Origin of the sequence: Microbulbifer pacificus, assembly GCF_002959965.1 — a bacterium.
Classification (GTDB): domain Bacteria; phylum Pseudomonadota; class Gammaproteobacteria; order Pseudomonadales; family Cellvibrionaceae; genus Microbulbifer; species Microbulbifer pacificus_A.
This window is the reverse complement of record NZ_PREV01000026.1, coordinates 570,523-597,296: the sequence shown is the minus strand read 5'-3', so window position 1 is coordinate 597,296 and position 26,774 is coordinate 570,523. Positions and strand designations below refer to the sequence as shown.

Below are 26,774 nucleotides of genomic sequence, written 5' to 3'. Positions count from 1 at the left end.
CCGCTCATAGGGAGGGTTGGGATTTGCCGCAGTCGAGCTGGCTGAAAGTACGCGAAGAGCTTGGGCAAAAGCCCATTCTCGAGGGGTTTATCGAAGGGGAGGTGCCGCTCTTTGTGGAGCGTTACATGTATCAGACCATCGAACGCACCGTATCCGGCCTGGACTGCGTTGGTCTGATCAACCAGTTTGGTGGCGGGCAGGTGAAGGAGGGGGAGCAGGATCACTGGGTCAGCCAGAACCTGCCGACCCAGTCGCTGCTGATTCCCCGCGGTGTACCCACCCACTGGCACTACTCCGGCACGGTGGATTTTTCCGTGTTTTATTTTCTTGAGGGCGGCACGGACACCATGGCGAACCTGGAGTTGTTAGCAGGGTCCCGCGGCCAGCCGCTGCCCTTCAGCGATCCGCTGGTGGGCGCCGCGGCGCAGCAGCTGGTGAGCGAATTGCACAAGGGGCCGGTGGCGGATCAGGCGTTTATGGGGCGGCTGGCGGCGTTGATGCTGGAGCAGACTTACCGCGTGCTGACCACACCGGGTACCGGTGGTATCAGCCCGCGCCACGCGCACTTTTCGCGTTTGCAGGCGGTGTTGAATCATATTCACCAGAACCTGGCGGGGGATCTTTCGGCAGATGCGCTGGCGCTGCGAGCGGGTGTCAGCCAGGCGCATTTCCGGCGCCTGTTTCAGGATGCGGTGGGTATGGCGCCGCACCGCTATGTATTGGCAGCGCGCCTGGAGCAGGCGCGCAAGCTGTTGTCTCTGTCAGAAATGCCGATTGCCAGCATTGCCCAGGAGTGCGGCTTCAGCAGTCAGAGCCATCTGACCGCCAGTTTTCGCGCGGCGCACGCGGTCACCCCTGCACAGTTCCGCGCGCGCCTGGCGAGTCGGGGCAGAGCCTGAGTTCAGCGTTCTGATGCGCTGTTTTTCTCAATGACCGGCGGCCACCAGCTGCCATCCAGCACGGATGGTGGATTCTCCTTCGGCCAGTAAAGGCGGAACATGGGAATGAATTTCGCATTCGGTGCGGGCAGCCAGTTGGATTCCTTCTCCGGGCCGGGATTGTCCTTCTGCAGGTACAGACTGATGGATCCGTCAGCGTTTTTCTTGAGTGAATTGCGCTCGCTGAGGGTATAGCGGTTCAGCGGATTGGGCACAAAGAAGTACTCGTCGTCGTACATGGTCAGAGACCAGAATCCGTTGGCCGGTGGCAAATCCTTTTCGGATTTGAAATGGATCACGTAGTTGTGTTTGGAGGCATCCAGCGGGTTGCCATCGGCATCGGTCTGGCCAACGGGGTAGACCGCGTCCTTGGGGGCGTTAGCGGGGATACCAAACGCCGAGAGCCAGGCGCGGGCCATATAGTTGGTGCCGTAGTGACCGACCTTGAGGTTGACCAGCCAGCCGTTATTTATTTTTCCGGAGTCTTTGGTATAGGCGACGATCTGCTCCCAGGCGGTTTGGGGGGCCTGTTTAATGGCGGCGGCGACGGCGGGGTTGAGCTTGCCAAGATCGAAAGGCTTGCCCGGCTCCAGGCCGATTTTCTTCATCTTCGCGACCATCGGTGCGTCTTCGGCCGTGGGCGGGTTGTTTTGCATCAGCTCCGCCATCCAGCCGAAGTACTGCTCGGCGTTCAGTGCGTTGACCTGATCGCGTACCGCGGTCTTCATATCAATTGACGGATCCACTTTTCCCGCGGGAGGCACGTAGTTTTTGCCCCAGGCACTGAGAGGGTAGAGCTTGTACTGATCCTGCAGCGCCCATACTTTTTTATAGTCCTCCGGGGTTCCGGTGGAATAGGTGCGGGCGAGAATCCACACGGTGGCCGTGGGGGACTTCACCTCTTTTACACCGGCGGGTAATTTGCCGCTCCAACCGGGGCCGGTCAGGACATAGGTTTGCGCCTTCTGTCCGGTGGTGCGGGAACCGGGGTCGAAGACGACCGGCACCCAGGCGTCATAAAACTCCCACACGTAATAGCGATCGCCCATATCCGGCCAGCTCACAACCCAGGGCTCTTCGGAAAGGTCAACGAATGCGTTGGAGTACAGCGTGTCCGCATTGGGCGCGGTAACGTCGCGGAACTTGGCCGAGGGATACTCGCGCAGATTGGCAAACTGCCCCATGGGCGCATGCTTGGTACTGGGCTTGGCAACGTTGGTCATGACCTTGCGGGTCATTTCCACCGAGATCAGCGAATAGCCGTAGATATAGGTTTCCACGGCAATCTGTTTCGCCGCTTCCGGCGTCAGTTCCGCATGCGCGGATGTGCTGAATGCAGACAGGCTCACGGTGAGAGCCATCATGGCCCTGGTAAGCGTGCGCCAGGTTATCGAACGATTCATCGGGACTCCTTGGTCGTATGGATAAGCGGGGCGGAGGGGGGTGTACGAACGCGACCAGCGCGAGAAACACCGGGCAATTTGTCTGATACGTGATAGGAAGTTTAGACAGTTAATCCGGTATCGCGATGAATATTGCCTCGATCGAGGGGCTTCCTTCCGCACGGGAAATATCCCCGCTGGCCACTTCCGCATAGGCTTTGTACAGGTTGCTGATATTGCGCACGTATGCGACTGGCTCAGCGCCGTGCACAAAGCCATAGCGGGCCTTTTCGAAATAGCGGGGTTCGGAAAGTTTCAGCATGGCGACTTCGACATTATCGAACCATTGATCGGGATCCAGACCCAGCTTTTCCGCGAGTTGTCGTGCATCGAGAAGGTGACCGTATCCGGCATTATAGGACGCGAGGGTAAACCACAGCTTTTCATCTTCATCCAATGATTCGGGAAAGCGATCGTGGACCCAGCGGAGATATTTGACTCCGGCCTGGATTCCCCGCTCCGGGTCGAACAGTGGCGGATCGAAACCCATGTCCTCCGCGGTGCGCGGCATCACCTGCATCAGCCCCTGTGCCCCCGCGGGTGACACTGCGTTGGGATTGAAACTGCTCTCCTGCCACATTTGTGCCACGACCATTCGCCAGTCAAACCGGTATTCCGCGGCAGAGGCCTTGACAAGGTCGTCGTAGGGCGAGATATCCGCACCGGGTACGATACGTGCCTGCATACGCGGCAGATAGCGACTTTTGGGCTCCAGATAATGCTTTACCAGTTCGGAGTAGGCTTCGCTCTTGCGATAGTCGCGGATGAATGTGTTGATTTCCTGCAGCAGTTTTTGGTTTTCCGGCAGCACCATCCAACCTTTGGGCTTCGGATCGCTGGTCATCATACCCGCTATCAGATCCGGTCTCAGGGATGCCTCAATCTGCGCAGTGTGGGCATCCATGATGGTTGCATCGAGTTCGCCTTCCGCGACCTTGTTGATCAGGCACATGTAGGAGTCTTGCGGTGGTGCGAGTTCGACGTTCACCCCGAGCCCGGCCTTTTCCAGGGCGTGCGCACTGGCGCTGAAGGGTGAGAAGGCGCGCAGTATCAGTGTTCGCCCTTTGAGATCTTCGAGGTTGGTTATCGGAGGCTCTTTCCTGTTGCTGAGAATCTGCTCCGCCATTTCCGCGAACGGTGTGCTAAAGGCTACACCTTGTGCCTTGCGCTCCGGTGTCAACGTGGAAAAGGAACCGGCGAAATCCCCCCGGCCCTCCTTGAGCCACTCCACCAGACTGTGTTCGAAGGGGACAACAACCACCTGCAACTGCAACTTGTGTTTTTCTGCAAAGGCGACGGCGAGGTCGTAATCCCACCCCATCAGAACACCTTTCCATAAGAAGTATCCGGTCGGCCCGTTGTAAGTCAGCAGGCGAATAACGCCGGATTCCTTTATCTGCTTCCAGTCGGCGATACGCTTTTCGATGGGGTTGACCAGGGTACTGGTAAGGAAGTTGTCCAGGCGCTGTCCGAGTTCGGGGGAGTTATGCCGGTAAGCCCAGGCGATACTTTGCAGGTCGGAAACCTGGGCACCCAGGCGGACGTCGCTACGATACTCGGTGACACCCTTGGCAATATTGCTCGGCATAATGGTAACCGCGTTGCGCTCGCGATTTACCTGATCGATAAACTGGTCGACGCCTTCTGAAAAGGGTATTTCCTGCAGCGTGAGATTTGCGTCGGGGTGCGCCTTGATGATCTCTTTCGCTGTATCCACGAGAACCGTGCCTTTGATCACCATCAGCGTTACGTTGCGAAGATTTTCCACGTTGCTGATATCCGGTCCGTGGCGACCGGTAACCAGTAGCTGGTGGATTTTTTCCAGTGGGATAGTGAAGTTCACCTGCTCGCGCCGTTCCTCGGTGACGATGGCGCTGTCTACGGCAATATCGGCCTTGCCGCTTTGCAGCATCTCAATGATTTCCTGATCTGTCTGCGCTCGCATCCACACCGGTTTCAGTTTAAGTCGGCGGGCGAATTCCATGGCGCGCTCGTAGTGCCGCTGGGTGACGATCTCGGAGCGACGGAACTGCTCAAGAACATTTTCCTCAAGCACCGACACACTGACGAAACGGATAGTCCCCCGCTTTTTGAGTGCCGCGAGATCTCCGGTTTCCACATAGGCGCTGTTGTGGCCCTCCGCTGCCTTTTGTGCGGACAGATCTTCCGGATTTCCGCCGCACCCCGCTAATGTGACGATCAACAGTAATACGTACCATCGCCGTAGTAACCGTGTGAGGAACCGGATCTTAAGGAAGATTGCGCTCGGTATTGAAATTACAGGCGTCATTGGCGCTGGTCACGGCAGTCTATTCGGGAAACATCAAAATGAGATTGACGCGGAAGCCCCAGCCATGGGGGGCCAGATCGGTACTTTCCGCGTAGTAGCGCGGGCCCGCTCTCAGTTGAACGTGTTGGCTGCCGATTTTGAATACCTTGGCCGCGAGAAGGTTGAGTGGCACTGTCCACTCTTCCGTATCCCATTTATAGGTGGACTCGGACATGAAGATGATGCTCCAGGCCCGCGAGGTGGTGTAGGCCAAAAACGGCTGGATAAATCCCTGGTTGATATCCGGTCGGTGATCAGATCCGGCGAAAGACCATATTTGATTGGCCAGTGCACCGACGGTCCACGGGCCGTCCTGTAGCAGAGCGACCGCGGTGGGTCCTGCCCCCCATTTCCCGAACGTCAGTAAGTCTTCGGAGCCCGTCGGAATCAGTACCACAGGGCCAGCGCCCCAGCGCAACTTGGTCCCCGGTGATTTCTTTGGGGAAAAGAAAAATTGCTGCACGGTATCGGCGATTCCGTTTTGGACGCCACTGCCGGGTAGTACATCCTGCTGATGAACCACGGGCAGAATGGTTCTACTGTACAGGTTCCAGTGTTCGTTGATGGAAAACGGCAGGACGGGTTGAATATTGAGGACGAAGCGTTTGCCTTCTTCTCTGGGGCCGACGTTGTAATTCCAGTTAGCCTGCAGCGGCACGCTGTTGGGGGCGCCAACGGGATTGGCGAGCATTTTGGCGAGGAGTTCGTCATCCTGTGCACTGCACGGGATGGAAACCAGTGCCATCCATAACAGTAGGCAGAGTTTTGGGCGTCCCATGAGCCATCTCCGCAGTGAAACCTTCCGTGTCTATTGGTGAAAGTGTAGGCAGAAAGCCTGGGAATGTGCCGCCACGTACAGAATTGGAGTTGGCGGTCGACGATGGTGGTGTCCCGCGTGAGGGAAACCTGGAACGAAAAAAGCCCCGGGATAACCGGGGCAAGAGAGAGGATCGCGGTGACACTTCCGGTTACCGCGATTTCAATAGGACGCTTGTAAGATCTGCTGGCTTATCGCGCCACAACACTAAACCTGAAGCGGCGGACAAGTCCCAATGCCATCAGCAGTCCGAGCAGGATGGTGCCGGTGGAGCCACCTTTTTTCTTTTTCTTGTACTTACAGCTGCCGTCGTTCTCCGTAGCGTTGGTGTCGTAGTTGGTTGCATTCGAGTCGGTGCAGCCTAATACGGGCTCGGGCTCGGGCTCGGGCTCGGGCTCGGGCTCGGGCTCGGGCTCAGGCTCGGGCTCGGGCTCGGGCTCAGGCTCAGGCTCCGGCTCCGGCTCCGGGTAGATACAGCTACCATCGTTATGATTCGCACCAGAATCGTAATTGGTAGCTGCCGGATCGGTACAACCAGGTTCCTTGCCATCTGAAGTTACTGTTAGCTTGAAGGCGATACTGTGCTTGTCACTCGGCACCTGTTCATCGCGAACGGTAACGGTCACGTCCGTCTCGCCATACCAGTTGGCTTCCGGAGTGATGCTGATGGTAGAACCAGAGGTGTGGCCGGATACGGTTGCGGAGATGTGCTCGCCGCTCACCTCAATGATGTTCGGTGCCGCGTCCTTATCCAGATAGACCACCTGGATACCATCCAGCGTAGTGTTTTCCGCAACGGTCTGGTTGGCGATGCCAGCCAGGGTCAGGTTGCCCGGTACCACGATGATCTGGGCTACGGCTTCCTGGGCCATACCGTCGATATCGCTGACGAAGGCCAGCTCCAGATCCTGACCGGCGGCAGTTTCCGCTACACGCACCTGGAAATTCAGATCGAACTGAGTGGATTCCGGGCCCACATAGTCGTAGCAGATCACCAGATCTTTTTTCAGCTTGCTGTCCAGGTCGTTAAAAGCGAAGTTCTTGCCAATTTCCTGATCGAAGTAGAAGGGCAAGCCGTAGATATCCAGCGGACCATAGTTGCCGTGCAAGCCGACGGAGCCATCGCCACCTTCACCGGCAAAGTCCATATTGCCGTAAGCCATAATGACTTCGAACTCACTTTCACCATAACGGTAACCCTTGCTCAGGATCAGGTTGAAGTTATAGCGATCGGCCTTGTCTTCTGTTACCGCGAGCTCCCATGTCAGTGGATCCTGTGCAACCTTCTGGGTACGCGCGTTATTCCACTCGATAATAATGTCGTTGACATTATTATCCGGGTCGTAGGCGTAGCCCATCACCATGCCGGAGTTCATCGCCGGATTCCAGGGATCCGGATTCAGCGGTGTACCCAGCATGTCTGCCTGGACGTCAAACCAGGTCACGCTGTTGTCAACGCCTTTCCAGAAAACACCAATGAATGGTGAGTAGGGGTCGGAGTAGTAGGGGAATTCCCTGTGAATCCAGTGCTGATTGGGGTACCAGGAGTACTGATCCAGAGAGGCGTAGCCCTGCGGTGACACATACAGGTTGCCGTAGGCCTTGAACTCCTCGTTGTGGAACAGGTTCATTTCTCCATCTTCACCCCAGAAAGCGAACAGGGGAATGGCGAATTCCGGCTTTTGCGAGTCCATGGCGGTGCCGCCAAAGTCGGGAGACAGACCGAATCGCTCGGAAAGGCCGACGAACCCGCCCTCGCTGGCCACGATACCATTGCTGTATACCGGCGTGCGGCAAGCCTGGTCGGTTTCGCTGGTGGTGACCTTGTAATCGCGCTGCCAGTTTTCGGAGTTCTTCTGCACGCCGGCGACACTGATGAGGTCGCCGTCGACCATCAGGCCGTCGCGCATCAGTGGGTTGCTGACTCTCACCGAACCTTCCACAAGGGTCAGTCCTTTCGGCAACTGGCCAAGCAGTTCGATCTCGCGGTCGATGCCGGAATTGTTCTCCACCATATGCACGCTGACGTCGATCACGTCACCACCTTTTGCCTGCGTCTGGCTGGTAGTGAGGCTTAGATCGTTGACGCCACGGGTCAGTTTCACCGGTACGAAGCCGACACTCCCCGGCGCATTGGAGGTACCGATATCGAAGCCGGCGTAGGCTACATCGCCTTCCTCGAAGTCGCTCATGTTCCAGGTCAGATCCACACCCACCTTGTTGCCATTGGTGCTGGTGGGACCACTCACCTGCAGGCCGCCTGCGGTCGCCGGTACCAGGGCGGTGGCCAGCTTGTAGGTGTCCTTCAGCTCGAAGCCGTCGAGATCCTCGTAGTCGGTCGCGTTAATGCGGTGGTTGTCCACCACTACCCAGTAGCTACCGGCATCCGGGTTGCTGATACTGCAGTAGTTCATCTCGATTTCAGTGGAAGAGGCGCACAGCAGCTCGGTATCGAAGTCCGCTAGGCCGTCTGCGTTGCTATCGCGACCGATATAAACGGTCATCCAGCCGTGCAGCGGACCGCGATACTCGTGCCAGCCGGGGCTCTTCACGTTTTCCAGGACTTCCACTACGAAACGCGCCGTGTTCGCCGGAATCTCGTGCAGGCTCACGCGCGCGTGGCCGGGACTGTAGTCGTTGTCATCGCGTACCGGAATATGGTTGTTATCCTGGTTCAGCGTGATTTCCTCCACCGTCGCCTTGACCGGACCGAAACCGCGGTACTGGACGCTGTTCATCGCCGGCAGCGGCAGGTCCTTCACATGGTAGGCGCCGTTATTGCGGTGTACGTCTACATTCACCGCGCTGGGCAGGCCGCCGCGGTCGAAGTTGATGGACACCGGCCAGTGGGCCGCTGGAATATCGTCACTCTTCGGCGTGAAACGTACTTCGCTCCACAGCTCCATCTGGTCCAGCTCTTCCAGGCCGCCAATGACCGTGTTGCGTTCCCATTGAACGTCGGTGAGATCGGCACGGAAGATGATGGTCTGGCTCTGGCCGGCCTCCAGTTTGAAACTGGACGGGTAGGCCTCGATCCTGGCACCGCTGACCGCGACCTCGCCCTGACCGGTATTCCAGATGTCATAGGTCCAGTCGCCGTTGCTCACGGTCCACTCGCCGGCGCGGGTAGCGCGGACTGTACGGATCCAGGAGCAGTTCGTGCGGCAGTGGTTGTCGACCAGTTGCGGCAGGTTCAGCTGTTTCACGTCGCCGCCATTGTTCGGGTTGGCGTACTCGAAGTTGGCTGCCGTCTCGTCCATCACCAGACCGCTGTCCACGGCGGCCGCCACATCCACACGACCGCTGCCTGCGCGATAGGTGTGTGCCGGGCGGGTGGCGTCAGACCAGCTGCTGTACTTGTAGCTTACGGTCTGCGCGGCGGTCATCTGCAGCGCGGACTGTACTTCCGCTGCCGTCCAGTCCGGATGCGCCTGTTTGATCAGGGTCATCGCGCCTGCCACATGGGGGCTGGCCATGGAGGTACCGCTGATCATGGTCCAGTCTTTGGACTCCGCGGAATCCGGGTGGAAGGGGTGCTCGTCGGCGTAGGCCGCGAGGATATTCACACCGGGGGCGCTGATATGCGGCGCCAGGCTGCCGGTAAAGTGCTGAGCGGGACCGCGAGAGGAGAAGTCCGCCAGCAGATCGCCCTCTGCCGGATCGAGGGTGCGGTCGATAGTGGCCGCGGTGATGGTCAGGGTGTGATCACTGCCGCCATCGTTGATCCAGGCCAGCAGTTCCGCGCCTTTGTAGCTGCCGATATGCAGGCCCGGCAGCGGGAAGATATCGTCGATCAGCTTGGAATCTTCTTCGTCGCCGGCGTTGTAGAGAATAAAGCCGCCGGCGCCGCCCGCCTGTACATTGAAGGCCTTGGCCACGCGGGCGTTCTGGCCGCGCTTACAGATAACGATTTCGTTGCTTTCAAAGGTGCCGGCGGGAAACTCGTTCAGGCACAGTTCGTCGCCGTAATCGGCGGCGATGACCGGGGTGCCAACGATACCGGAAGCGGAGATACCGGCGACGTTATCCCATTCATCGGTGGGGTCGACATAGAAGTTCGGCGGGGTGGTGGCGCCGCCACTCAGGGCTATGCCATTTCCGGTAATGTTCATCTTGCGGTCGGAGGTGGTCGCGGCCACAACGGCGTACCAGGGCGCTGTGTGCGACAGGGTATAGAAGCCGGGACCGGCGTTGCCGGCAGAGGCCGCCACGGAGATACCCGCCTCGCGCGCAGACAGGAAGGCCAGTGCATCCGCGCTGTCCCAGGGGAGGTTGTCGCCACCGCCGATGGAGTAGTTGATTACGTCCACGCCGTCTTGAATCGCCTGGTCCACTGCCTTCAGCACCGCTTCGGTGGGGCAGCCGCCGTTGGGGATACAGACCTGATAGGAAATGATATTGGCGTGGGGGGCGACACCGGCTACCTGCTCGAATTCGAAGCCGCTGGGAATGCCGTCGCCGTCACCCAGAGAGCCACCGAGCAGCGGCACATTGTGCACGACGTTGCCCGCCGCAGTACTGGCGGTGTGGCTGCCGTGGCCGTTGTAGTCCTCGCCGCTGGGCGGGCGCACGCCGTTGTAACCGTCGGTGATGAGAGGCCAGCTCCACACACCGATCAGCTTGTCGTTACAGGTAGAGGCACCGGTGGCACAGTCGCCCACGTAGACACCTTCACCCCAGGGATTGGTGTGGTCGTAGCCGTCATCACCGATGTCGGCAAAAGATACGTGGTCGGTATTGATGCCGGTATCCAGGATACCCACGATCATGCCTTCGCCCTTCAGGTCCAAACCGGGATTGACCTTGGTCTCACCGTTCCAGATTTTGTCGGCGCCGATAAATTCCGGACCGCGATCCGTGTGCAGTTGCAACATGTCGGAGCGCTGTACGAAGGCCACGTTCGGTGACTCGGCAAGTTTCTTCGCCTGGGCCTGAGTCATTTTTATGGTGAAGCCATTGATGGCGTCGGTGAACTGCAGGCGCGGGTTGCGCTTGACACCGAGGCCGCGGGCTTCCTGCAGCACCGTCTGCTGCTTCTGTTGCAGGAAGTTTTTGTAGCCCTGCGCGCGATTCTGCTGAATCGTCTCCAGACCTCGCGGGCCGCGCGGCACCGCCAGGATACCCTGAGCCGCTTCGGTCCGCAGTGCGCTGAGCGATGTGGCCTCATAGCCTTTTACGCGACCATCGTAGGTGGCTACAGGCAGGTCGTTCAGACGCACGATATATACGTCTTCACCGCTGCGCTCCGGCTCATGGGCGAATTTGTTCGCAGCGGAGGCTGGACGGATCTGCTGGTTGACTCCGCCCGGTCGGCGTTGCTGAAGGGACGGCGTGGAACTTTCTTGAGTGGTTGCGGCAACAGGTTGCGTGTTTCGGACGATCTGTGACGCTTTGATCTGATGCAGCCCGGGCCCCGGATGAGTGTTGACGGATGCCGCCACGCCGCTGGTACACAGCGCGGAGGCGATCACCGTCGCGAGGGTTTTTATTTTCACGTTTCTTCTCCTTTGGAAGGAACTGTTATTGAAATGAACTGCGGCGCGGTGCCGCGAGAACTGCTTCCGTATAACAAAGTGGAGCCTGTGAAACTGTGCAAAATTGTGGCGGGCGAGCGCGGAGATGGCGCCAGTACTGGCGTTGCGAGTTGTACAAAATTGTACAAATCACCCGAAAGGGTCTTTTACGGGGGAAGGTGCTTCTATAGATTGCAGCAAATCACTAGTTATGGGCGTTCAACCGGGTAAAAGCCGTTGTCAGTAGTCAGGAAACTCTTGGATATGCACGCGTTTTTCGCGCGGACGGCCCAGACCCGGAGAGTGGCCAGTGCGTTTTTTTGGGTGATGGCTGTCACTGGAGCCGTATCGGCTGGTGCCGCTGAAACGGTAGACGGTTATGTGAAAACGGGTCACTGGGAACTGGCACTGGCCGTAGGCCGCGGTGTACTGCAAAGCCCGCTCAGTGACCGCGGAGATATTGATGTTCATGTGATGCCCGCCATCCGCTACTACGGCGAGCGTTTTTATCTGGAAGACACCAGTGTTGGCTTCAGCCTGTATGAAACACCCAACTTCGCGTTGGATATCGCCGGACGTCTGAATACCGATGGTCTGTTCTTTCCGGGCAGTGGCAGTGAGCTGACAGAAGGCCTTGCGCTGACGGGGAAGTTACTGGGTGTGGATGAGCCCGTGGAAACGGACATGGCACCCCCCAAGCGCCGCGTGTCCTATCTGGGCGGCTTTTCCGCGCGTTGGCTGGGCCCCCTGGACATCAGCCTGGGAATGTACCGGGATGTCACCGGAGTTCACGGCGGAGACGAAATACCGCTGGTGCTGGGGAAGCGTTTTTCAATCGGACGTTTTGGATTCGGTGTCGAGCTGGGTGCGACCTATCAAAACCGGAAACTCGTGGATTATTACTACGGTGCAGAGACCGGTGCAGACATGCTGGGTAACACGCGGGCAAATATTCTGCTGTATCGGGCTGGAGATGCCCTGAATACCCATGCGACGCTTGAAGCTAAATATTATCTCTCCACGTCTGTGAACCTGGTGCTGGCGGGACGGATGGACTGGCTGGACGACACCATCGTAGCAAGCCCATTTGTTGTTCAGCATAAGCCCATCGCCTTTTTTGCCGGTGTGCAATACAGCTTGAAGTGAGCCGCATATGACAGGCTACAGGTTGTTTGCGGTTGTTTTATTTTTTCTGGAAACCAGTTCGGTTGCCGCTGCACCGTCCGAGGAGGTGCCTATGAAGATTGAACGCTTCCAGGTTGCCCCGGGAAACTGTGTTGTCGACCGTGATTCGTCCTGCCGCATGCAATTTGTGTTTTCCTGGGAGCTGTTAGCCTCGGCGGAGGTCTGCATTTTTCGTGCGGGCGAAGAGCGCGCAATTTACTGTTCTCCGACTGAAAAAGCAGGTCGCGTTTCACTGGAATTGAGCGTGAGCGAAACGACCCGGTTTGATCTCGCTCTGAAGCAGGCCCCGGAAAAAATCGCTTCCAGCTCCATCAGGATTCTGGCGGTCGGTCGCCAGGTGCGGCTGAAACGACGGCATTTGTGGAGTTTTCTGTGATGCATGGAAAACGTATCCTGTTGATTGAAGACGATCAGCGCCTCGCGCGCTCCATCGTACATTTTCTGGAGCGGCAGCGTTTTGTTGTGCGTCACTTTTCCGATGGCGTCGGTATTTCGCAAACCCTGCGAACGGGATCGGTTGATCTTGTGCTGTGCGACGTCATGTTGCCCGGCAGAGATGGCTTCGACATTGCAGGGCAGATTCGTGAGGAATTTAACGGGCCATTTCTGTTTTTGACGGCACTGAGTGATGTGCGCAGTCAGCTGAAGGCGTTTGAAATCGGAGCGGATGATTTTATCGTAAAACCGGTGCATCCGGAGATTCTGCTGGCGAGAATTCAGGCCTGTCTTCGCCGGCGGTTGCCGTCGAGAGAAAAAATGACGTCCGTGCATATCGAGAATCTGCGCCTCGACAGAAATGAGCGTTGTGCCTGGGTGGACGATAATGTTATTCCGCTTTCGGCGGGTGAATTTGATCTTCTGTGGTTGCTCGGAACCCACTCCCAGCAGGCGCTCAGTCGCGAGTTTTTATTTATCAATTCTCTCGGCCGTCGATACGATGGGCTGGATAGAACCATCGACGGGCGCATAAGCCGGCTGCGCAAGAAAATGGAGCGCTTTTCGAGTCTTCCGCTTACGGTACGAACGGTGTGGGGGCAGGGCTATATGCTGGCGGCGAAGCAGTGAACCGGCTGTATATTCGCTATTTGCTGCTGGTGTTGCTGGGCTTGTCGGTGATGGTATGGCTGGCGGATCAGGTATACCTCAGTCGGCAGCAGCAGGCGCCCGCCCCTGAAACCCTGGCCTTGCACCAAATGCTGAACGCCTATTGCCAGCAGAATGTCTGCGCGCCGGAGCGCGCGCTGCACGGTGAGCGTATCCGTTTCCTGGCGCCGGACCAGCTGGCGCTGCCACCAGCGGAACGTCAGGCGTTGAATGCCGGGAATCCGGTGCGCGCAGAGAGCGATACCGGGGAATATGTTCTTTATCTGAAGGCGGGAGATCTGATTGCCCAGCTCGGTCCATTTCAGGATGACCTCTCAGAAACCCATCACTGGTACACACGGCTCTTTTATCTGTTTCTCGGGCTTTCTATCTTGTTCTGCCTGTGGCCGCTGATCAGAGATCTGCAGCAGCTCAAAGACGCCGCCGCGTGTTTTGCCAGGGATAGGAATCCCCGACACTTCAAGTTTCCGCACAGCAATTTCTTTACGCCGGTTTCCGATGCCATGGTGTGGATGGGGCAGCGTCTGGCCCGCGCCGTCGCCTTGCAGCAGGAGCTCTCCGCCACCCTGTCGCACGAACTGAGAACGCCGATCACGCGTCTGAAGTTCGCGGTGGAGTCGCTTCCCTCCAGCTGCGACCCGCTGTTGAAGCAGGAGTTTCAGGAGGACCTGGACGAACTGGAGGGGCTGGTGGAAGAGTATCTGACGTTTTCCCGTCAGGAACACGAGCGACCTTTGCTGGACTTTGAGCCCGTCAATTTACTGGAACTGGTTTCTCCCCGTCTCCAGCAACTCGCGAAGATCAGCGGCCGGCAGGCGGGGATAGAGATTTCGAGAATGGTCATTGCCATGGCGGATCGTCGCTCGCTGGTGCGAGTGTTCAACAACCTGATCGACAACGGCATCAAGTACTCGCTCACTCAGGTGCAGGCGCGCCTTTACCAGGACGGTGGGGAGGCGGTATTTGTGATTGAGGACGATGGGCCGGGGTTGGCCGGGCTCGGATTTGAAGACATTTTCTTGCCGTATGTCCGCGCGGATGGCGCTCAGGAGGTCTCCGGTTACGGCCTGGGACTCGCGATTGTGCGCAAGGTGGTGGGTTGGCATGAGGGAAGCATCGTCGCCGGTGCTTCGAGCGCACTGGGGGGCGCGAGATTTGAACTGCGTCTGCCGGCGCTTGGTACCGCCGTGCCGGACAGGCCGGGGGCAGGGCTCGGAGCGTGAGAAAAACGTGACCGAAATCGAAATTTCGGACTTTATTTTGTAACGGAATTACCGGCTATTGCCTTAAATGGTTCCGGGGTTTTGTTGATTAAGCAAATATTTGTTTTGCAATTTGGTTTTATTTGTTACTAATCGTCCTATCTGGTAAATCGCTTGTAGTAATACTACAATCGCCTCCGCTTGCTTGCTCGAGCCTGTTATTTGAGGACAGTTACAGCGCGTATGGTGCTGAAACTGGTCTGCTTTCCACTTGACTGGCCCCGCATGCACTTTCGAATTCAACGCTGAATTCATGTCGAGCTGGTTCAGGGACTCGCTCCAGAGTTTCCTTACCAGCGGTATTCAGGTCGCACAGTTCCACTGAACGTACCCCTGTGCTGAATCTCTGAGCAGCCAATGCTGCTTTTCCGCCATTATTGGCGGCGAATTGGCGAGTGGGTGTTCAGAGCGCGGGTAAACTCCCACGCTTGATGTACTGTTGCGCAGCAAAAATTCTGACCATAAAAAAACACCGACTCGACGTCGCACTTTCGCCGAGGAGCATTTGATGCACGAAGAAACCGACATTCAGGAAACGCAGGAATGGCTGGATGCGCTGCAGGCGGTGATCCGTCACAGCGGCAAGGAGCGCGCGGCGTTCCTGATCAAGCAGCTGTCTGATCGCGCCACCAATATTGGCGTTCAGCTGCCGGCGGCCATCACTACCCCGTACCGCAATACCATTCCGGTGCAGGCGGAAAAGCGCATGCCCGGCGACCTGTTCATGGAGCGCCGTATCCGCTCCCTGATCCGCTGGAATGCGCTGGCCATGGTGGTGCGCGCCAACTCCAACAGCGACAGCCTGGGCGGCCACATCGCGAGTTTCTCCTCCGCGGCCACCCTGTACGACGTTGCTTTCAACTACTTCTTCCGCGGCAATGAGGGCGAAGAGCGTGGCGACCTGATTTTCTTCCAGGGCCACAGCGCGCCGGGTATCTACGCCCGCTCCTATCTTGAAGGCCGTTTCGACGAAGACAAACTGGACAACTTCCGACGCGAAGTGAATGGCCAGGGGCTCTCTTCCTACCCGCACCCGTGGCTGATGCCGGATTACTGGCAGTTCCCCACCGTATCCATGGGCCTCGGCCCGATCCAGGCGATCTACCAGGCGCACATCATGCGCTACCTGTCTGCCCGCGGCCTGTCCCCGCGCGGTGATCGCAAGGTGTGGGCATTCCTCGGTGACGGCGAGTGTGACGAGCCGGAATCCCTCGGTGCTATCGCCCTGGCTGGCCGCGAGAACCTGGAAAACCTGGTGTTCGTGGTCAACTGTAACCTGCAGCGTCTGGATGGCCCGGTGCGCGGCAACGGCAAGATCGTGCAGGAGCTGGAAGGTGTATTCCGCGGCGCCGGCTGGAACGTGATCAAGGTGCTGTGGGGCCGTCTGTGGGACCCGTTGTTCGAGAAGGACGACAAGGGTCTGCTGCAAAAGGTTATGGACGAGACCGTCGATGGCGAGATGCAGAACTTCAAGGCCAACGGCGGCGCCTACACCCGCGAGCATTTCTTCGGCAAGTACCCCGAACTGCTGGAAATGGTCAAGGACATGTCCGACGAAGAGATCATGAAGCTGAACCGCGGTGGCCACGACCCCTACAAGGTGTACGCGGCCTACGCCGAAGCCATGGCCAGCAAGGGCAAGCCCACCGTGATCCTGGCGCAGACCGTAAAAGGCTATGGCCTGGGTGCTGCCGGTGAAGCGGCGATGGACACCCACAACGTGAAGAAGATGGACACCGAGGCGCTGAAGCGCTTCCGCGACCGCTTCGCGATTCCGCTGACCGACAAGGAGATCGAAGAGGTCCCCTACTACCGTCCGTCTCCCGATAGCCCGGAAATGAAGTACATGGCCGAGCGTCGCAAAGCGCTGGGTGGGCCGGTGCCGTCCCGCAGCACGGAAGTGGCGAAGCTGAAGATTCCGGAACTGGATGCGTTCAGTGCCGTCACCAAAGGCTCCGGCGACCGCGAGATCTCCACCACCATGGCGTTCGTGCGTCTGCTGTCGGTGCTGGTAAAAGACAAGAATATGGGGCAGAACGTGGCGCCGATCGTGCCGGACGAAGCCCGTACCTTCGGTATGGAAGGTCTGTTCCGTCAGCTGGGTATCTACTCTTCCCAGGGCCAGAAATACACGCCGGTCGACCACGGCCAGATTATGTATTACAAGGAAGACAAGAAAGGCCAGGTGCTGGAAGAGGGCATCAACGAAGCCGGTGCCATGTCCGCGTGGATGGCTTTGGCGACCGCCTACAGCAACCACGGCGTGCCGATGGTGCCGTTCTACATCTACTACTCCATGTTCGGTTTCCAGCGCATTGGTGACCTGGCGTGGGCCGCGGGTGACATGCAGGCGCGCGGCTTCCTCGTGGGCGCCACCGCCGGCCGTACCACCCTGAACGGCGAAGGTCTGCAGCACCAGGACGGCCACAGCCTCGTGCTGTCCGGCACCATCCCGAACTGTAAGAGCTACGACCCGGCCTACGGCTACGACCTGGCGGTAATCGTCCGTCACGGCCTGAAGGAGATGTACGAAGAGCAGAAGAACCTCTTCTACTACGTCACCATCGAAAACGAAAACTACCTGCAGCCGGAAATGCCGCAGGGCGTGGAAGAGGGCATCATCCGCGGTATCTACAAGCTGGAAGCCAACTCCCGCAAGGCCGGTAAAGGCAAGGCGGCGAAAAAGCATGTTCAGCTGGTGGGCGCCGGTTCCATCCTGCGCGAAGTACTGGCTGCCGCGGATATCCTCGCCGACCAGTTCGGTGTGACCTCCGACGTATGGAACCTGACCTCTGCCAACGAAGCTTCCCGTGAGGCTCAGGACGTGGCGCGCTGGAACATGCTGCACCCGACCGAGAGCCCGCGCAAAGCGTGGGTTAGCGAACAGTTCGAAGGCAACGAGACTCCGGTGATCATCTCCACCGACTACATCCGCGCCTATGTGGAACCACTGCGCGAGTTTATCGACGGCGATGTGATTGCGCTCGGCACCGACGGCTTCGGCCGCTCCGACAGCCGCGAGCAGCTGCGCCGCTTCTTCGAAGTGGACCGCAACTATGTGACCATTGCTGCGCTGACCGGCCTGGCCAAGCAGGGTGTGATCGATGCCAGTGAAGTGGCCGCGGCCATCAAGAAGCTGAACATCGACGCGGAAAAAGTTAACCCGCGCCTGGTTTAACACCCGCTGAGTAAGGAGTAGAGACATGGCAAAACAAGTCATAAAAGTGCCCGATCTCGGCGGTGCCGATAAGGTCGATGTCATTGAAATCGCCGTCGCCGTGGGTGACACGGTGGCGGAAGAGGATGCGCTGATTGTCGTCGAAGGCGACAAGGCCTCCATGGACGTGCCCGCGCCGCTGGCCGGCAAGATCCTGAGCATCTCCGTCAAGGTGGGCGACAAGATCTCCGAAGGCGATGTGATCGGCGAGATCGAAGTCGCCGGCGACGCATCGGAAGAAAAAGCGGAAGAAGCGGCCCCGGTTGCCGAGTCTGCGCCGGCTCCGGCCGCAGCGCCCGCTCCGGCGCCGGCACCCGCAGCGGCGCCCGCGGGGGTCGCCAAAGAGATGGATATCGTGATTCCGGATCTCGGCGGTGCCGATTCCGTGGACGTGATCGAACTCTCCGTGGCCGCCGGCGACGAAGTGGGTGAGGGCGATTCCCTGATCGTGGTGGAGGGCGACAAGGCCTCCATGGATGTTCCCTCTCCGGCTGCGGGCGTCATTGTGTCCCTGTCTGTGAAGGTGGGTGACAAGGTATCCACCGGTGACGTGATCGGCGTGATGAAGGCCCAGGCGGCAGGCGCTGTCGAAGCACCGGCTGCCTCCGCTCCGGCTGCAGCTCCGGCCCCGGCACCAGTGGCGTCACAGGAGCCATCCGCGCTCTCACAAGAACCACCGGCCGCTCCCCAGAAAGATCATCACCTGGAGCGCGATCACTCCCCCTCCGCGGAGGTCTACGCCGGTCCCGCTGTGCGCAAACTCGCGCGTGAGTTGGGTGTTACCCTGAACAAGGTCAAGCCCACCGGCCCGCGCAACCGCGTGACCAAAGACGACCTGAACGCCTACATCAAAGAGCAGGTGAAGAAGGCCGAGAGCGGTGCGGCCAGCGGTGTTGGCGGCAGCATCGGCATTGCGCCGATGCCGGAGATCGACTTCAGCCAGTTCGGCCCGGTGCGCACCGAACCCATGAGCAAGATTCACAAGCTCACCGCGGCCAACATGGTCCGCAACTGGCTGAACGTGCCCCACGTCACCCAGTTCGACGATGCGGATATCACCGAGCTGGAAGAATTCCGCAAGTCCATGAAAGCGGAAGCGGAAAAGCGCGGCGTGAAACTGACACCGGTGCCCTTCCTGCTGAAAGCGGCGGCAGCTGCACTGCGCGAAGTACCGAGCTTCAACGTATCCCTGCACAACGATGGCGAGCACATCGTACACAAGGATTATGTACACATCGGTATGGCGGTGGACACGCCGAAAGGCCTGATGGTCCCGGTGATCCGCGACGTGGACAAGAAGGGTCTGTACGAGCTGGCGGAAGAGGCCACCACCATGGCGCTGGCCGCGCGCGATGGCAAGCTGAAACCCCGTGATATGCAGGGTGCCTGCTTCACCATTTCCAGCCTTGGTGCCATCGGCGGCACCGGTTTTACCCCGATCGTGAATGCGCCGGAAGTGGGTATCCTCGGTGTGTCCAAACTGGCGGTGCGCCCGGAGTGGAACGGCAAGGAATTCGTGCCGCGGCAGATGCTGCCGCTGGCGCTGTCCTACGATCACCGCGCGGTGAACGGTGGCGACGCCGGTCGCTTCCTGACCTACCTGGCCGCGGTGCTTGGCGACGTGCGTAAACTATTGCTCTAGTTTCGCGATTATCGCAGCCCATAAAAAAACGCCGAGGGGTTAACCCCTCGGCGTTTTTTTATGGGCGTTTTTTGTGTCAGGGATGTTGAAAATTTCGCCACCCAATGGCATCCACTAAAAAACCAGGGATCAAAGGGGCACAGTCGGGGGCAAAAAATCAATGACACTGCCCCCATGGATTTTGATTGCTGATCCCTTTGATTCCCAAAGTGCGCGCCACGGTGCCCAAGGCCATAGAGCCATTCGGTCTGGACGCGGCGCTGTATCTGTTCGGCTTCAACAACGACCAGGTCAGTGAATCACTGGTTGGCCACACAGCTGCCGCGCATCTGGCTGGTGGGGCAAACATCCGGGCAAATATCCTCATCAATAAAGCCATCGCAGTCATCGTCGCGGTTGTTGCAGATGTCGTCGCGCAGCGGATTGACCTTGGGATTGGCGTCGTCGCAATCCGGGTAGGTGTCGGCGAATTTCAGTTGTCCTGAGTCCGTCGTGTTGAAACACATCATATCGATATGTCCGTCGGCGTCCGCATCGCGCAGGCCGGCGGTGGATATATCGCAGTCTTCATCCAGACCGCGATCGTCGCACACCTCGATGGCACCGGGGTAGCGCCTGGGATTGTAGTCGTCACAGTCATTGCCGCCACATTCGATGGCCATGCTGCCATCGCCATCCCGATCATTGTCGCCTTTGGCGCAGTCGTAGTTCGGGCGCCGGGGTTCAAATTTGGCTGGTGTAAGTGGGCGCAGGCGGGGATTGGATTTGATCTGCTCCGCCAGTAACAAATTGGCATTGGCGGGCCGCGGCTGCTTTTGAATCGACGGTTGATTCTGTATAGGTAGCTGGGCAGGGGAAAGCTGGATATTTTTCAGAGTTACCGCAGCTTTCGGTTTGACGGCAACAACCTTTTGCGTGGATTTCTCTTCCGGCTTTTCCGTTTTTAACACGGGCGTGATCGGCAGGTTGGAAATTTGGGTATGCGCCACGGATTTTGTCGTGGTTTCGGTTTTCGCCGGCTCCGCGGCGGTGAGTTGACTGCTGATTAGCGCACTGGTCACAAGGATCAGTACTTTGGACGGGGCGGACAGTGACATGGCGATTTCCTCTGGATTGTTGTTATTGGACTAGGCCGGTAAATCGACAAACCTCTCCAGCGCGAAGAGGTTGCGGCAGTCTGCGCAACGCCCGCTTAACGAATGCTGAATGCGCGACGTTAGATTATCAGCTTGCCGGCGATCGGAAAGGGGGGCGCCCGCGTTTTATCTCGCCCCGGGAACCGGTGTGACGCACCAGCAAATCGTATGCTACCGGCACTGTGAAAACCGTGAACAGGGTCGCCGCCAGCACCCCGGAGTGAATGGGGTCGAACTCATCCGTGGTCCATTGATCCTGCTTGCCAGTTGTCGCGGAAATCCTGTCGACGTTGATTCCCGCGCATTTAATTCTGGTTAAAAGCTGTACAGCGTCGTCGAACACGTCCCGAGTACTAAACTGTAGGTACGGCAATCGTGGATCGGAAGAGGATGTTCCGAACCTGCTGATGTGATGGAAAGCGAATCGCGAGGTAGTCGTCATGAATCGCGCAGGGATCGCAGTGGTGGCAATGGGTGCCACGCTGTGCTTACAAGGCTGTATATTTGTCCCCTTTGATAACGAACACAGTTACGACCCGTTTTTTTTCAATCCGGACGACAAGAGTCAAACCGCGGATTTTGTGGAAGTGGGCAATTATCTGCCAAATACTTCTGCGCCACCGGCGGCCAGTCGTCAGTGTTCTACCGAGGTTGAGCACACCAAAGTAGGCTCCGCCTGCTGGTTCTTCCCGGTGATGCGGGTTTACTGATTTCCGGGCATAACCGGATTTTTTCGGCGCGGCCTCCCATTGTGGGAGGCCGCAGAATCAGGGCTTTTGTCAGGAGGCTACATGCGCGCACGAGTAATGATTCTTCCGCTGTTGGCGGCGGCCACACTTTCCACTTCGTTACTCACCGGCTGCGGAACCAGTAGTGTGCGTGATCAGGTGGTCTACCCTAACAGTGCGCCTATTCCCCGCGCGCCGGCGCACGCGCAACAGAAAACCAATTACAGCGGTTGCCCCGGTGATGCCGAGGAGCTGGCGCCGGGTTCCATCTGCCCGGCTACGGCCCAGTGCTATGAAATTTCCGGCGGACGCCGCTGTATCGTGTACGAGAAGTAAGCCCGCGAATTGATGGGATTGGGGGCGGGAAGCCCCAATATATGCACAGAGGATGTGAAATGAAATTGCGCCTGATTGCCCCGTTTGTCGCGGCTTTTTTTGTCGGTTGTGCCGGTACTGCCAGCAACATTGACAATGTGAAAAGCCTCGACGGTTTCTGGTGCGACCTGACCGGCTCTCCCGCAACCTATTACCAGGGGCGCCTGCCCGAAAATCTGACACCGCTGTATCCCCGCAACTGCTTTGCTGGCGACACCCAGATCCCGACATCGAGTACTTGCCTCACCGGCGACAACGTCTGTTATCAGCTGGATACCGGCAACTGGTGTACCGCCGGTATCGCGCCCCAGTGCCCTGCGGGGAGTGCACCGCTGACCATGGACGCTCCCTGTCCGGAAGAGGGGCGCTGTTGGATTTACGGCGAAGGCCTGCGCTGCTATTCGTCAGGTGTGTGACCTGTCGTCATTGCCCGGGTAACCCGGCACCGACCTGAAGCCCTCTGTCCGCGTCCCGCCGCGGTATTTCCTCTGTCCGCGGTTTGCGCCGCCCTGCGAGTGTACGCAGGGCTACGTAGAACACCGGTGTCAGCAGCAGACCGAACAGCGTTACGCCGATCATGCCGGTAAACACGGTGATCCCCATGGCGTTGCGAACCTCGGCGCCGGCGCCGCTGGCCAGTACCAGTGGCACAACGCCAGCAATAAAGGCGACCGAGGTCATGATGATCGGCCTCAGGCGCAGGCGACAGGCCTCCAGTGCGGCGCGTACCGGGTCCAAACCTTTCTCCAGTTCCAGCTCGCGGGCGAACTCGACGATCAGAATGGCGTTTTTACAAGCCAGCCCCATCAATACCACCAGACCCACCTGTACGAACACGTTGTTGTCGCCGCCGGTCAGCCAGACGCCGAAGAGCGCCGCCAACAGACACATGGGCACAATCAAGATCACCGCCAGCGGCATTACCCAGCTCTCGTAGAGGGCGGCCAGCACCAGAAACACCAGTAGCAGTGCCAGCGGGAACACCAGCATGGAGGCGTTGCTGCGGTTGACCTGTTCGAAACTCAGGTCCGTCCACTCAATCGTCATACCCGCCGGTAGCGCCTGCTTCGCCACGCGCTCCACGGTCGCCAGCGCCTCGCTGGATGACAGCATCGCCGGGTTGGACTGGCCGAGCAGGTCCGCGGCGGGATAGCCGTTGTAACGGATCACCGGGTCGGGGCCGTAGCTCTGCTTCAGCTGCACCATGGTGTTGATTGGTACCATCTCGCCGCGACTGTTGCGGGTGTAGAGATGATCGATATCCGTAATCTCGTTGCGGAACGGTGCATCCGCCTGGGCCATGACCCTGTAGGTGCGGCCGAACAGATTGAAATCGTTGATATACAGCGAGCCGAAATACAGCTGCAGGGTGCCGAACAGATCGTCCAGGCGCACTCCTTGAGCCTTGGCCTGCAGGCGGTCCACCTCCGCATCCAGTTGCGGCACGTTGGCCTGATAGGAGCTGAATGGATAGCTGAGGCCCGGCGCCTGGCTCAGTACACCGGCGAGCCCGTTGGTGGCTGTTTGCAGTGCACCATAGCCGGCACCGGTGCGGTCCTGGACATACAGTGAATAGCCGGAGCCGGCACCGAGGCCGAAGATCGGCGGCGGCATAAAGCTGACTGCAAATCCCTCTTTGATACCGGCCAGCTTGGCATTCAGTTCAGCGGCAATTTCGCCGGCGCTGCGATCGCGCTCGCTGAAATCGTCGAAGAGCACGAATACCGTACCCACGTTCGGGGTATTGGTGCGCTGCAGAGCATTGAAGCCGACAAAGGCCGCGGCGTGGGATACGCCCTCGGTTTCCAGTGCCAGCTCACTCACGCGGCGCGCGACGGCTTCGGTTCTGTCCAGCGAGGCGCCCTCCGGCAGGCGGATACTGCCCACCAGGTAGGTCTTGTCCTGGGTGGGGATAAAGCCGCCCGGAACCTGGTTGAACATGAACACGGTACCGGCCAGTAGCGCCGCATAGACGGCGAATACCAGGCCGCGCCGATTCAGACTGCGACCAACAAATCCCTGATAGTGTTTGGAGCTTCGATTGAAGAAGCGGTTGAACGGGCGGAAAATCCAGCCGAACAGGCGATCGATAATCCGCGCCGGCAGATCCGGCGCCGCGCTGTGGGGCTTCAACAGCGTAGCGGACAGCGCCGGTGACAGGGTCAGCGAATTGACGGCGGAAATTACCGTGGCGATCGCAATGGTCATCGCAAACTGGCGGTAGAACTGTCCGGTGATACCGTCGAGGAAGGCCATGGGCACGAACACCGCGCAGAGTACAAGGCTGATGGCGACGATCGGGCCGCTCACTTCACGCATGGCCTGGTGGGCGGCAGCCAGCGGGCTCAATCCCTCCTCGATATTGCGCTCCACGTTCTCCACCACCACGATCGCATCGTCCACCACGATACCGATCGCCAGCACCATGCCGAACAGGGTCAGTGTATTGATGGAAAAACCCAGCAGGTGCAGTACCGCGAAGGTACCAATAATTGAGACTGGTACCGCCAGCAGGGGAATCAGGGATGCGCGCCAGGTCTGCAGGAACAGGATCACCACCAGCACCACCAGCAGTACCGCTTCCAGCAGGGTTTTTATCACCGCCTTAATGGAGGTGCTGACAAACACCGTTGGGTCATAGGCGATCTCCCATTCCAATCCTTCGGGAAACTGATCATCCAGCTCGGCCATTTTTTCCCGAATCGCCTGCGAGACTTCCAGGGAATTGGAACCGGGCGCCTGGAAGATTGGCAGGGCGACGGCCTGGCGTCCGTTCAGCAGCGCGCGCAGCGTATCCTCGGAGGCGGCCAGTTCGATACGCGCGACATCGCGCAGACGGGTAATCTCTCCATCGCGACCGGTGTTCAACACCACATCGCCGAACTCCTCGACACTGGCCAGGCGGCCTTTGGCGTTGATGGAAATCAGGAAATCGTTTTCGTCCGGCATCGGCTGGGCGCCGATCTGACCGGCGGACACCTGTACATTCTGTTCGCGCACGGCGCTGACGATATCGGCGGCGGTGATACCGAGGGCGGCGGCCTTCTGTGGGTCGACCCACAGGCGCATAGCGTAGTCGCCGGCACCAAACAGCCCCGCCTGGCCGACACCGGGAATACGCGCGAGCTCATCGCGAATATGCAGCACCGCGTAGTTGCGGATATAGGTTGCGTCGAAGCGATCGTCCGGTGATATCAGATGCACCGCCATCATCAGGTTGGGCGATTGTTTCTGGGTGGTGACGCCCTGGCGGCGCACATCCTCCGGCAAACGCGGTAGCGCCTGGGAAACCCGGTTTTGCACCTGAACCTGAGCCTGATCGGGATCTGTTCCCAGCTTGAAAGTGACGGTCAGTGACAGCGTGCCATCGCTGCCGGCGACGGATTTCATGTAGATCATGTCCTCCACGCCGTTGATGGCCTCTTCCAGCGGGGTGGCGACGGTTTCAGAGATGGTCTTGGGATTGGCGCCCGGGTAGCGCGCCGTCACCGCGACACTCGGTGGCACTACATCGGGATATTCACTTACCGGCAGCACCGGAATGCTGATCAGCCCGACGACGAAAATGATGATCGACAGCACCGAGGCAAAGATGGGTCTGTCGACAAAAAAGCGGGAAAAATTCATACGCTGCTATCCCATGTGCGATGTTGGTGACCGCACCAGAAACTCAAACTTGAAAAAATACCTGACTGGGCTTTGGGTGGGTGTTGCGAAGTCTGTTCAGCGCCCGGCGAGTTGTGGTGAGGATTCCTCAATACGCTTTTGCGCGGGTTGTGGCAGTACCGGCATTCCGGGGAACAGGATTTTTTGCAGGCCGTTGACCACTACCTGTTCTCCGGGTTCGAGGCCTTTGCGGATCAGCACCCGTTCTCCCTGTTGCGGGCCGGTTTCCACATCGCGACGCTCGGTGATGTTCTGGGCGTTTACCACATACACATAGCGCCGGTCCTGATCTGTGAGCACCGCCTTGCGGCTGAGCAGCAGCGCGTTGTCGAGCTGTGCGGTTGGCATCTGCACTCGCGCGAACTGCCCGGGCTTTAAGTGTCCCAGTGGGTTGTCGACGACCGCGCGGAACTGAATGGTGCCGGTGTGGCTGTTCAGGCGGTTGTCGATAAAGTCGAGTTTTCCTGTGTGGGGAAAGCCGTCCTCGCCAGCCAGCCCGACCAGTACCTGCGGGCGCTGCTCGGGCGTGAAGAACGCTCGGTTGCCGGCGAAACTGTTCTGATCACTTTCGAAATAGACATACATCGGATCGACGGAAACCAGTGTTGTGAGCAGTGTCTGGTCGGCGCTGGCCAGATTGCCGCGGGTGATCTCGGCACGGCCCACGCGACCGTCAATGGGGGATTTAACTTGCGTGAATTGCAGGTCGAGGCGTGCACTCTCCAGCGCTGCTTGTGCCGCACTGACCGCAGCGCGGTCCGAATCCAGTGCCGCCTGCCGCTGGTCGTGCTCCTCGCGGGAAATGGCGCGGCTCGTCAACAGTTGCCGGGCGCGTTGCGCGCGGCTTTCACTGAGTGCCAGCTGGCTCTGCGCGCGAGCCAGTTCCGCCTGCGCCGCCCGCTCGCGGGCCCGGTAGGGGCGGGGATCTATCTCGAATAACAGATCCCCGCGCTTCACCAGCTCACCCTCGGTAAACGCGACCTTGTCGATGTAGCCGCTCACCCGCGCGCGCAGCTCTACGGTCTCGGGCGCGGCAACCCGTCCGGTAAAGTCGCCCCACAGGGTTGCCGGCGCGGTGCTGACTTCCACAACTTCCACCGGTGTGGGCGGCGGTCTCTGGCCCTCAGTATCACCGGCATTGCAGCCTGCGAGAATCAGGGTTGCCAGGCCTATCAGGAAATTTCTTGTCATTGGGTGCTTACTCCTCTGCTCGGGCGAGGAAACCTCGGCCCATCGGGGACGTACCCTAGCCGAGCACTACCCGAGGGCGGTATTCGGTTACTGTATTCTGCTTGCCTGATTCTACGGAGCACGAGCGTAGGACCATTCGGGTGGAGCACGGCTTCGGGCCGACTCTACATCGGTCTGTCATTTTCCTGTAGCTTTTGTTTGCGCTGTACCGTTCCGCTCTTGAGGTTTT

Annotated in this window: 17 protein-coding genes; 10 read left to right on the top strand and 7 right to left on the bottom strand. The window is 58.9% G+C overall.

Annotated elements, in window-relative coordinates; genetic code table 11:
* Positions 1-23: 23 nt before the first annotated feature.
* Positions 24-899: a helix-turn-helix domain-containing protein gene (locus tag C3938_RS03060; RefSeq protein WP_105101780.1), complete on the top strand. Its 876-nt coding sequence runs from the start codon at positions 24-26 to the stop codon at positions 897-899.
* Positions 900-901: 2 nt separating this feature from the next.
* Here the strand turns inward: C3938_RS03060 and C3938_RS03055 are convergent, their stop codons facing one another.
* The 4 genes from C3938_RS03055 to C3938_RS18290 all read right to left on the bottom strand — a co-directional run bounded on the left by C3938_RS03055 (position 902) and on the right by C3938_RS18290 (position 11,021).
* Positions 902-2,341 (bottom strand): DUF1254 domain-containing protein, encoded by a 1,440-nt coding sequence (locus tag C3938_RS03055; RefSeq protein ID WP_105101779.1) that lies wholly within the window; start codon positions 2,339-2,341, stop codon positions 902-904.
* A gap of 109 nt (positions 2,342-2,450) precedes the next feature.
* Complete coding sequence (locus C3938_RS03050; RefSeq protein ID WP_158681540.1) at positions 2,451-4,583, bottom strand: transporter substrate-binding domain-containing protein; 2,133 nt, start codon at positions 4,581-4,583, stop codon at positions 2,451-2,453.
* 106 nt (positions 4,584-4,689) lie between these two features.
* Positions 4,690-5,487 (bottom strand): transporter, encoded by a 798-nt coding sequence (locus C3938_RS03045; RefSeq protein ID WP_233998618.1) that lies wholly within the window; start codon positions 5,485-5,487, stop codon positions 4,690-4,692.
* Positions 5,488-5,717: 230 nt separating this feature from the next.
* Positions 5,718-11,021 carry a S8 family peptidase gene (locus tag C3938_RS18290; protein WP_105101776.1) on the bottom strand — a complete coding sequence of 1,768 codons (5,304 nt, stop codon included), beginning with the start codon at positions 11,019-11,021 and terminating at the stop codon, positions 5,718-5,720.
* A 282-nt stretch (positions 11,022-11,303) separates the two neighbouring features.
* Here C3938_RS18290 and C3938_RS03035 point away from each other — a divergent pair, with 282 nt between their 5' ends.
* From C3938_RS03035 to aceF, 6 genes are all read left to right on the top strand, one after another.
* Complete coding sequence (locus C3938_RS03035) at positions 11,304-12,185, top strand: MipA/OmpV family protein (RefSeq protein ID WP_105101775.1); 882 nt, start codon at positions 11,304-11,306, stop codon at positions 12,183-12,185.
* A 22-nt stretch (positions 12,186-12,207) separates the two neighbouring features.
* Positions 12,208-12,600 (top strand): DUF3019 domain-containing protein, encoded by a 393-nt coding sequence (locus tag C3938_RS03030; RefSeq protein ID WP_158681538.1) that lies wholly within the window; start codon positions 12,208-12,210, stop codon positions 12,598-12,600.
* Complete coding sequence (locus tag C3938_RS03025) at positions 12,600-13,289, top strand: response regulator transcription factor (protein WP_105101773.1); 690 nt, start codon at positions 12,600-12,602, stop codon at positions 13,287-13,289. Before C3938_RS03030 ends, C3938_RS03025 begins: the two co-directional genes overlap by 1 nt.
* On the top strand, positions 13,286-14,551 hold the full coding sequence (locus C3938_RS03020; protein WP_105101772.1) for a sensor histidine kinase: 1,266 nt from the start codon (positions 13,286-13,288) through the stop codon (positions 14,549-14,551). Before C3938_RS03025 ends, C3938_RS03020 begins: the two co-directional genes overlap by 4 nt.
* 547 nt (positions 14,552-15,098) lie before the next feature.
* On the top strand, positions 15,099-17,768 hold the full coding sequence (aceE, locus tag C3938_RS03015; RefSeq protein ID WP_105101771.1) for a pyruvate dehydrogenase (acetyl-transferring), homodimeric type: 2,670 nt from the start codon (positions 15,099-15,101) through the stop codon (positions 17,766-17,768).
* Between the two features lie 25 nt (positions 17,769-17,793).
* Positions 17,794-19,449, top strand: coding sequence for a dihydrolipoyllysine-residue acetyltransferase (gene aceF / locus C3938_RS03010; RefSeq protein ID WP_105101770.1), 1,656 nt, complete (start codon positions 17,794-17,796; stop codon positions 19,447-19,449).
* A 299-nt stretch (positions 19,450-19,748) separates the two neighbouring features.
* Here aceF and C3938_RS03005 read toward each other — a convergent pair whose 3' ends face one another.
* Positions 19,749-20,546 carry a putative metal-binding motif-containing protein gene (locus C3938_RS03005; protein ID WP_105101769.1) on the bottom strand — a complete coding sequence of 266 codons (798 nt, stop codon included), beginning with the start codon at positions 20,544-20,546 and terminating at the stop codon, positions 19,749-19,751.
* 479 nt (positions 20,547-21,025) lie between these two features.
* On the opposite strand from C3938_RS03005, the gene C3938_RS02995 reads away from it, so the two are divergent.
* The 3 genes from C3938_RS02995 (at position 21,026) to C3938_RS02985 (ending at position 22,104) form a co-directional block, all read left to right on the top strand.
* Positions 21,026-21,295 (top strand): hypothetical protein, encoded by a 270-nt coding sequence (locus C3938_RS02995; protein WP_105101767.1) that lies wholly within the window; start codon positions 21,026-21,028, stop codon positions 21,293-21,295.
* Between the two features lie 81 nt (positions 21,296-21,376).
* A complete protein-coding gene (locus tag C3938_RS02990) occupies positions 21,377-21,649 on the top strand; it encodes a hypothetical protein (protein ID WP_158681536.1) in 273 nt (90 codons plus the stop codon).
* A 59-nt stretch (positions 21,650-21,708) separates the two neighbouring features.
* Positions 21,709-22,104, top strand: a complete 396-nt coding sequence (locus C3938_RS02985; protein ID WP_105101765.1) for a hypothetical protein — start codon at positions 21,709-21,711, stop codon at positions 22,102-22,104.
* A 7-nt stretch (positions 22,105-22,111) separates the two neighbouring features.
* Here C3938_RS02985 and C3938_RS02980 read toward each other — a convergent pair whose 3' ends face one another.
* Positions 22,112-25,315 (bottom strand): efflux RND transporter permease subunit, encoded by a 3,204-nt coding sequence (locus tag C3938_RS02980; RefSeq protein WP_105101764.1) that lies wholly within the window; start codon positions 25,313-25,315, stop codon positions 22,112-22,114.
* 96 nt (positions 25,316-25,411) lie between these two features.
* Positions 25,412-26,545, bottom strand: a complete 1,134-nt coding sequence (locus tag C3938_RS02975) for an efflux RND transporter periplasmic adaptor subunit (protein WP_105101763.1) — start codon at positions 26,543-26,545, stop codon at positions 25,412-25,414.
* Between the last annotated feature and the right edge of the window lie 229 nt (positions 26,546-26,774).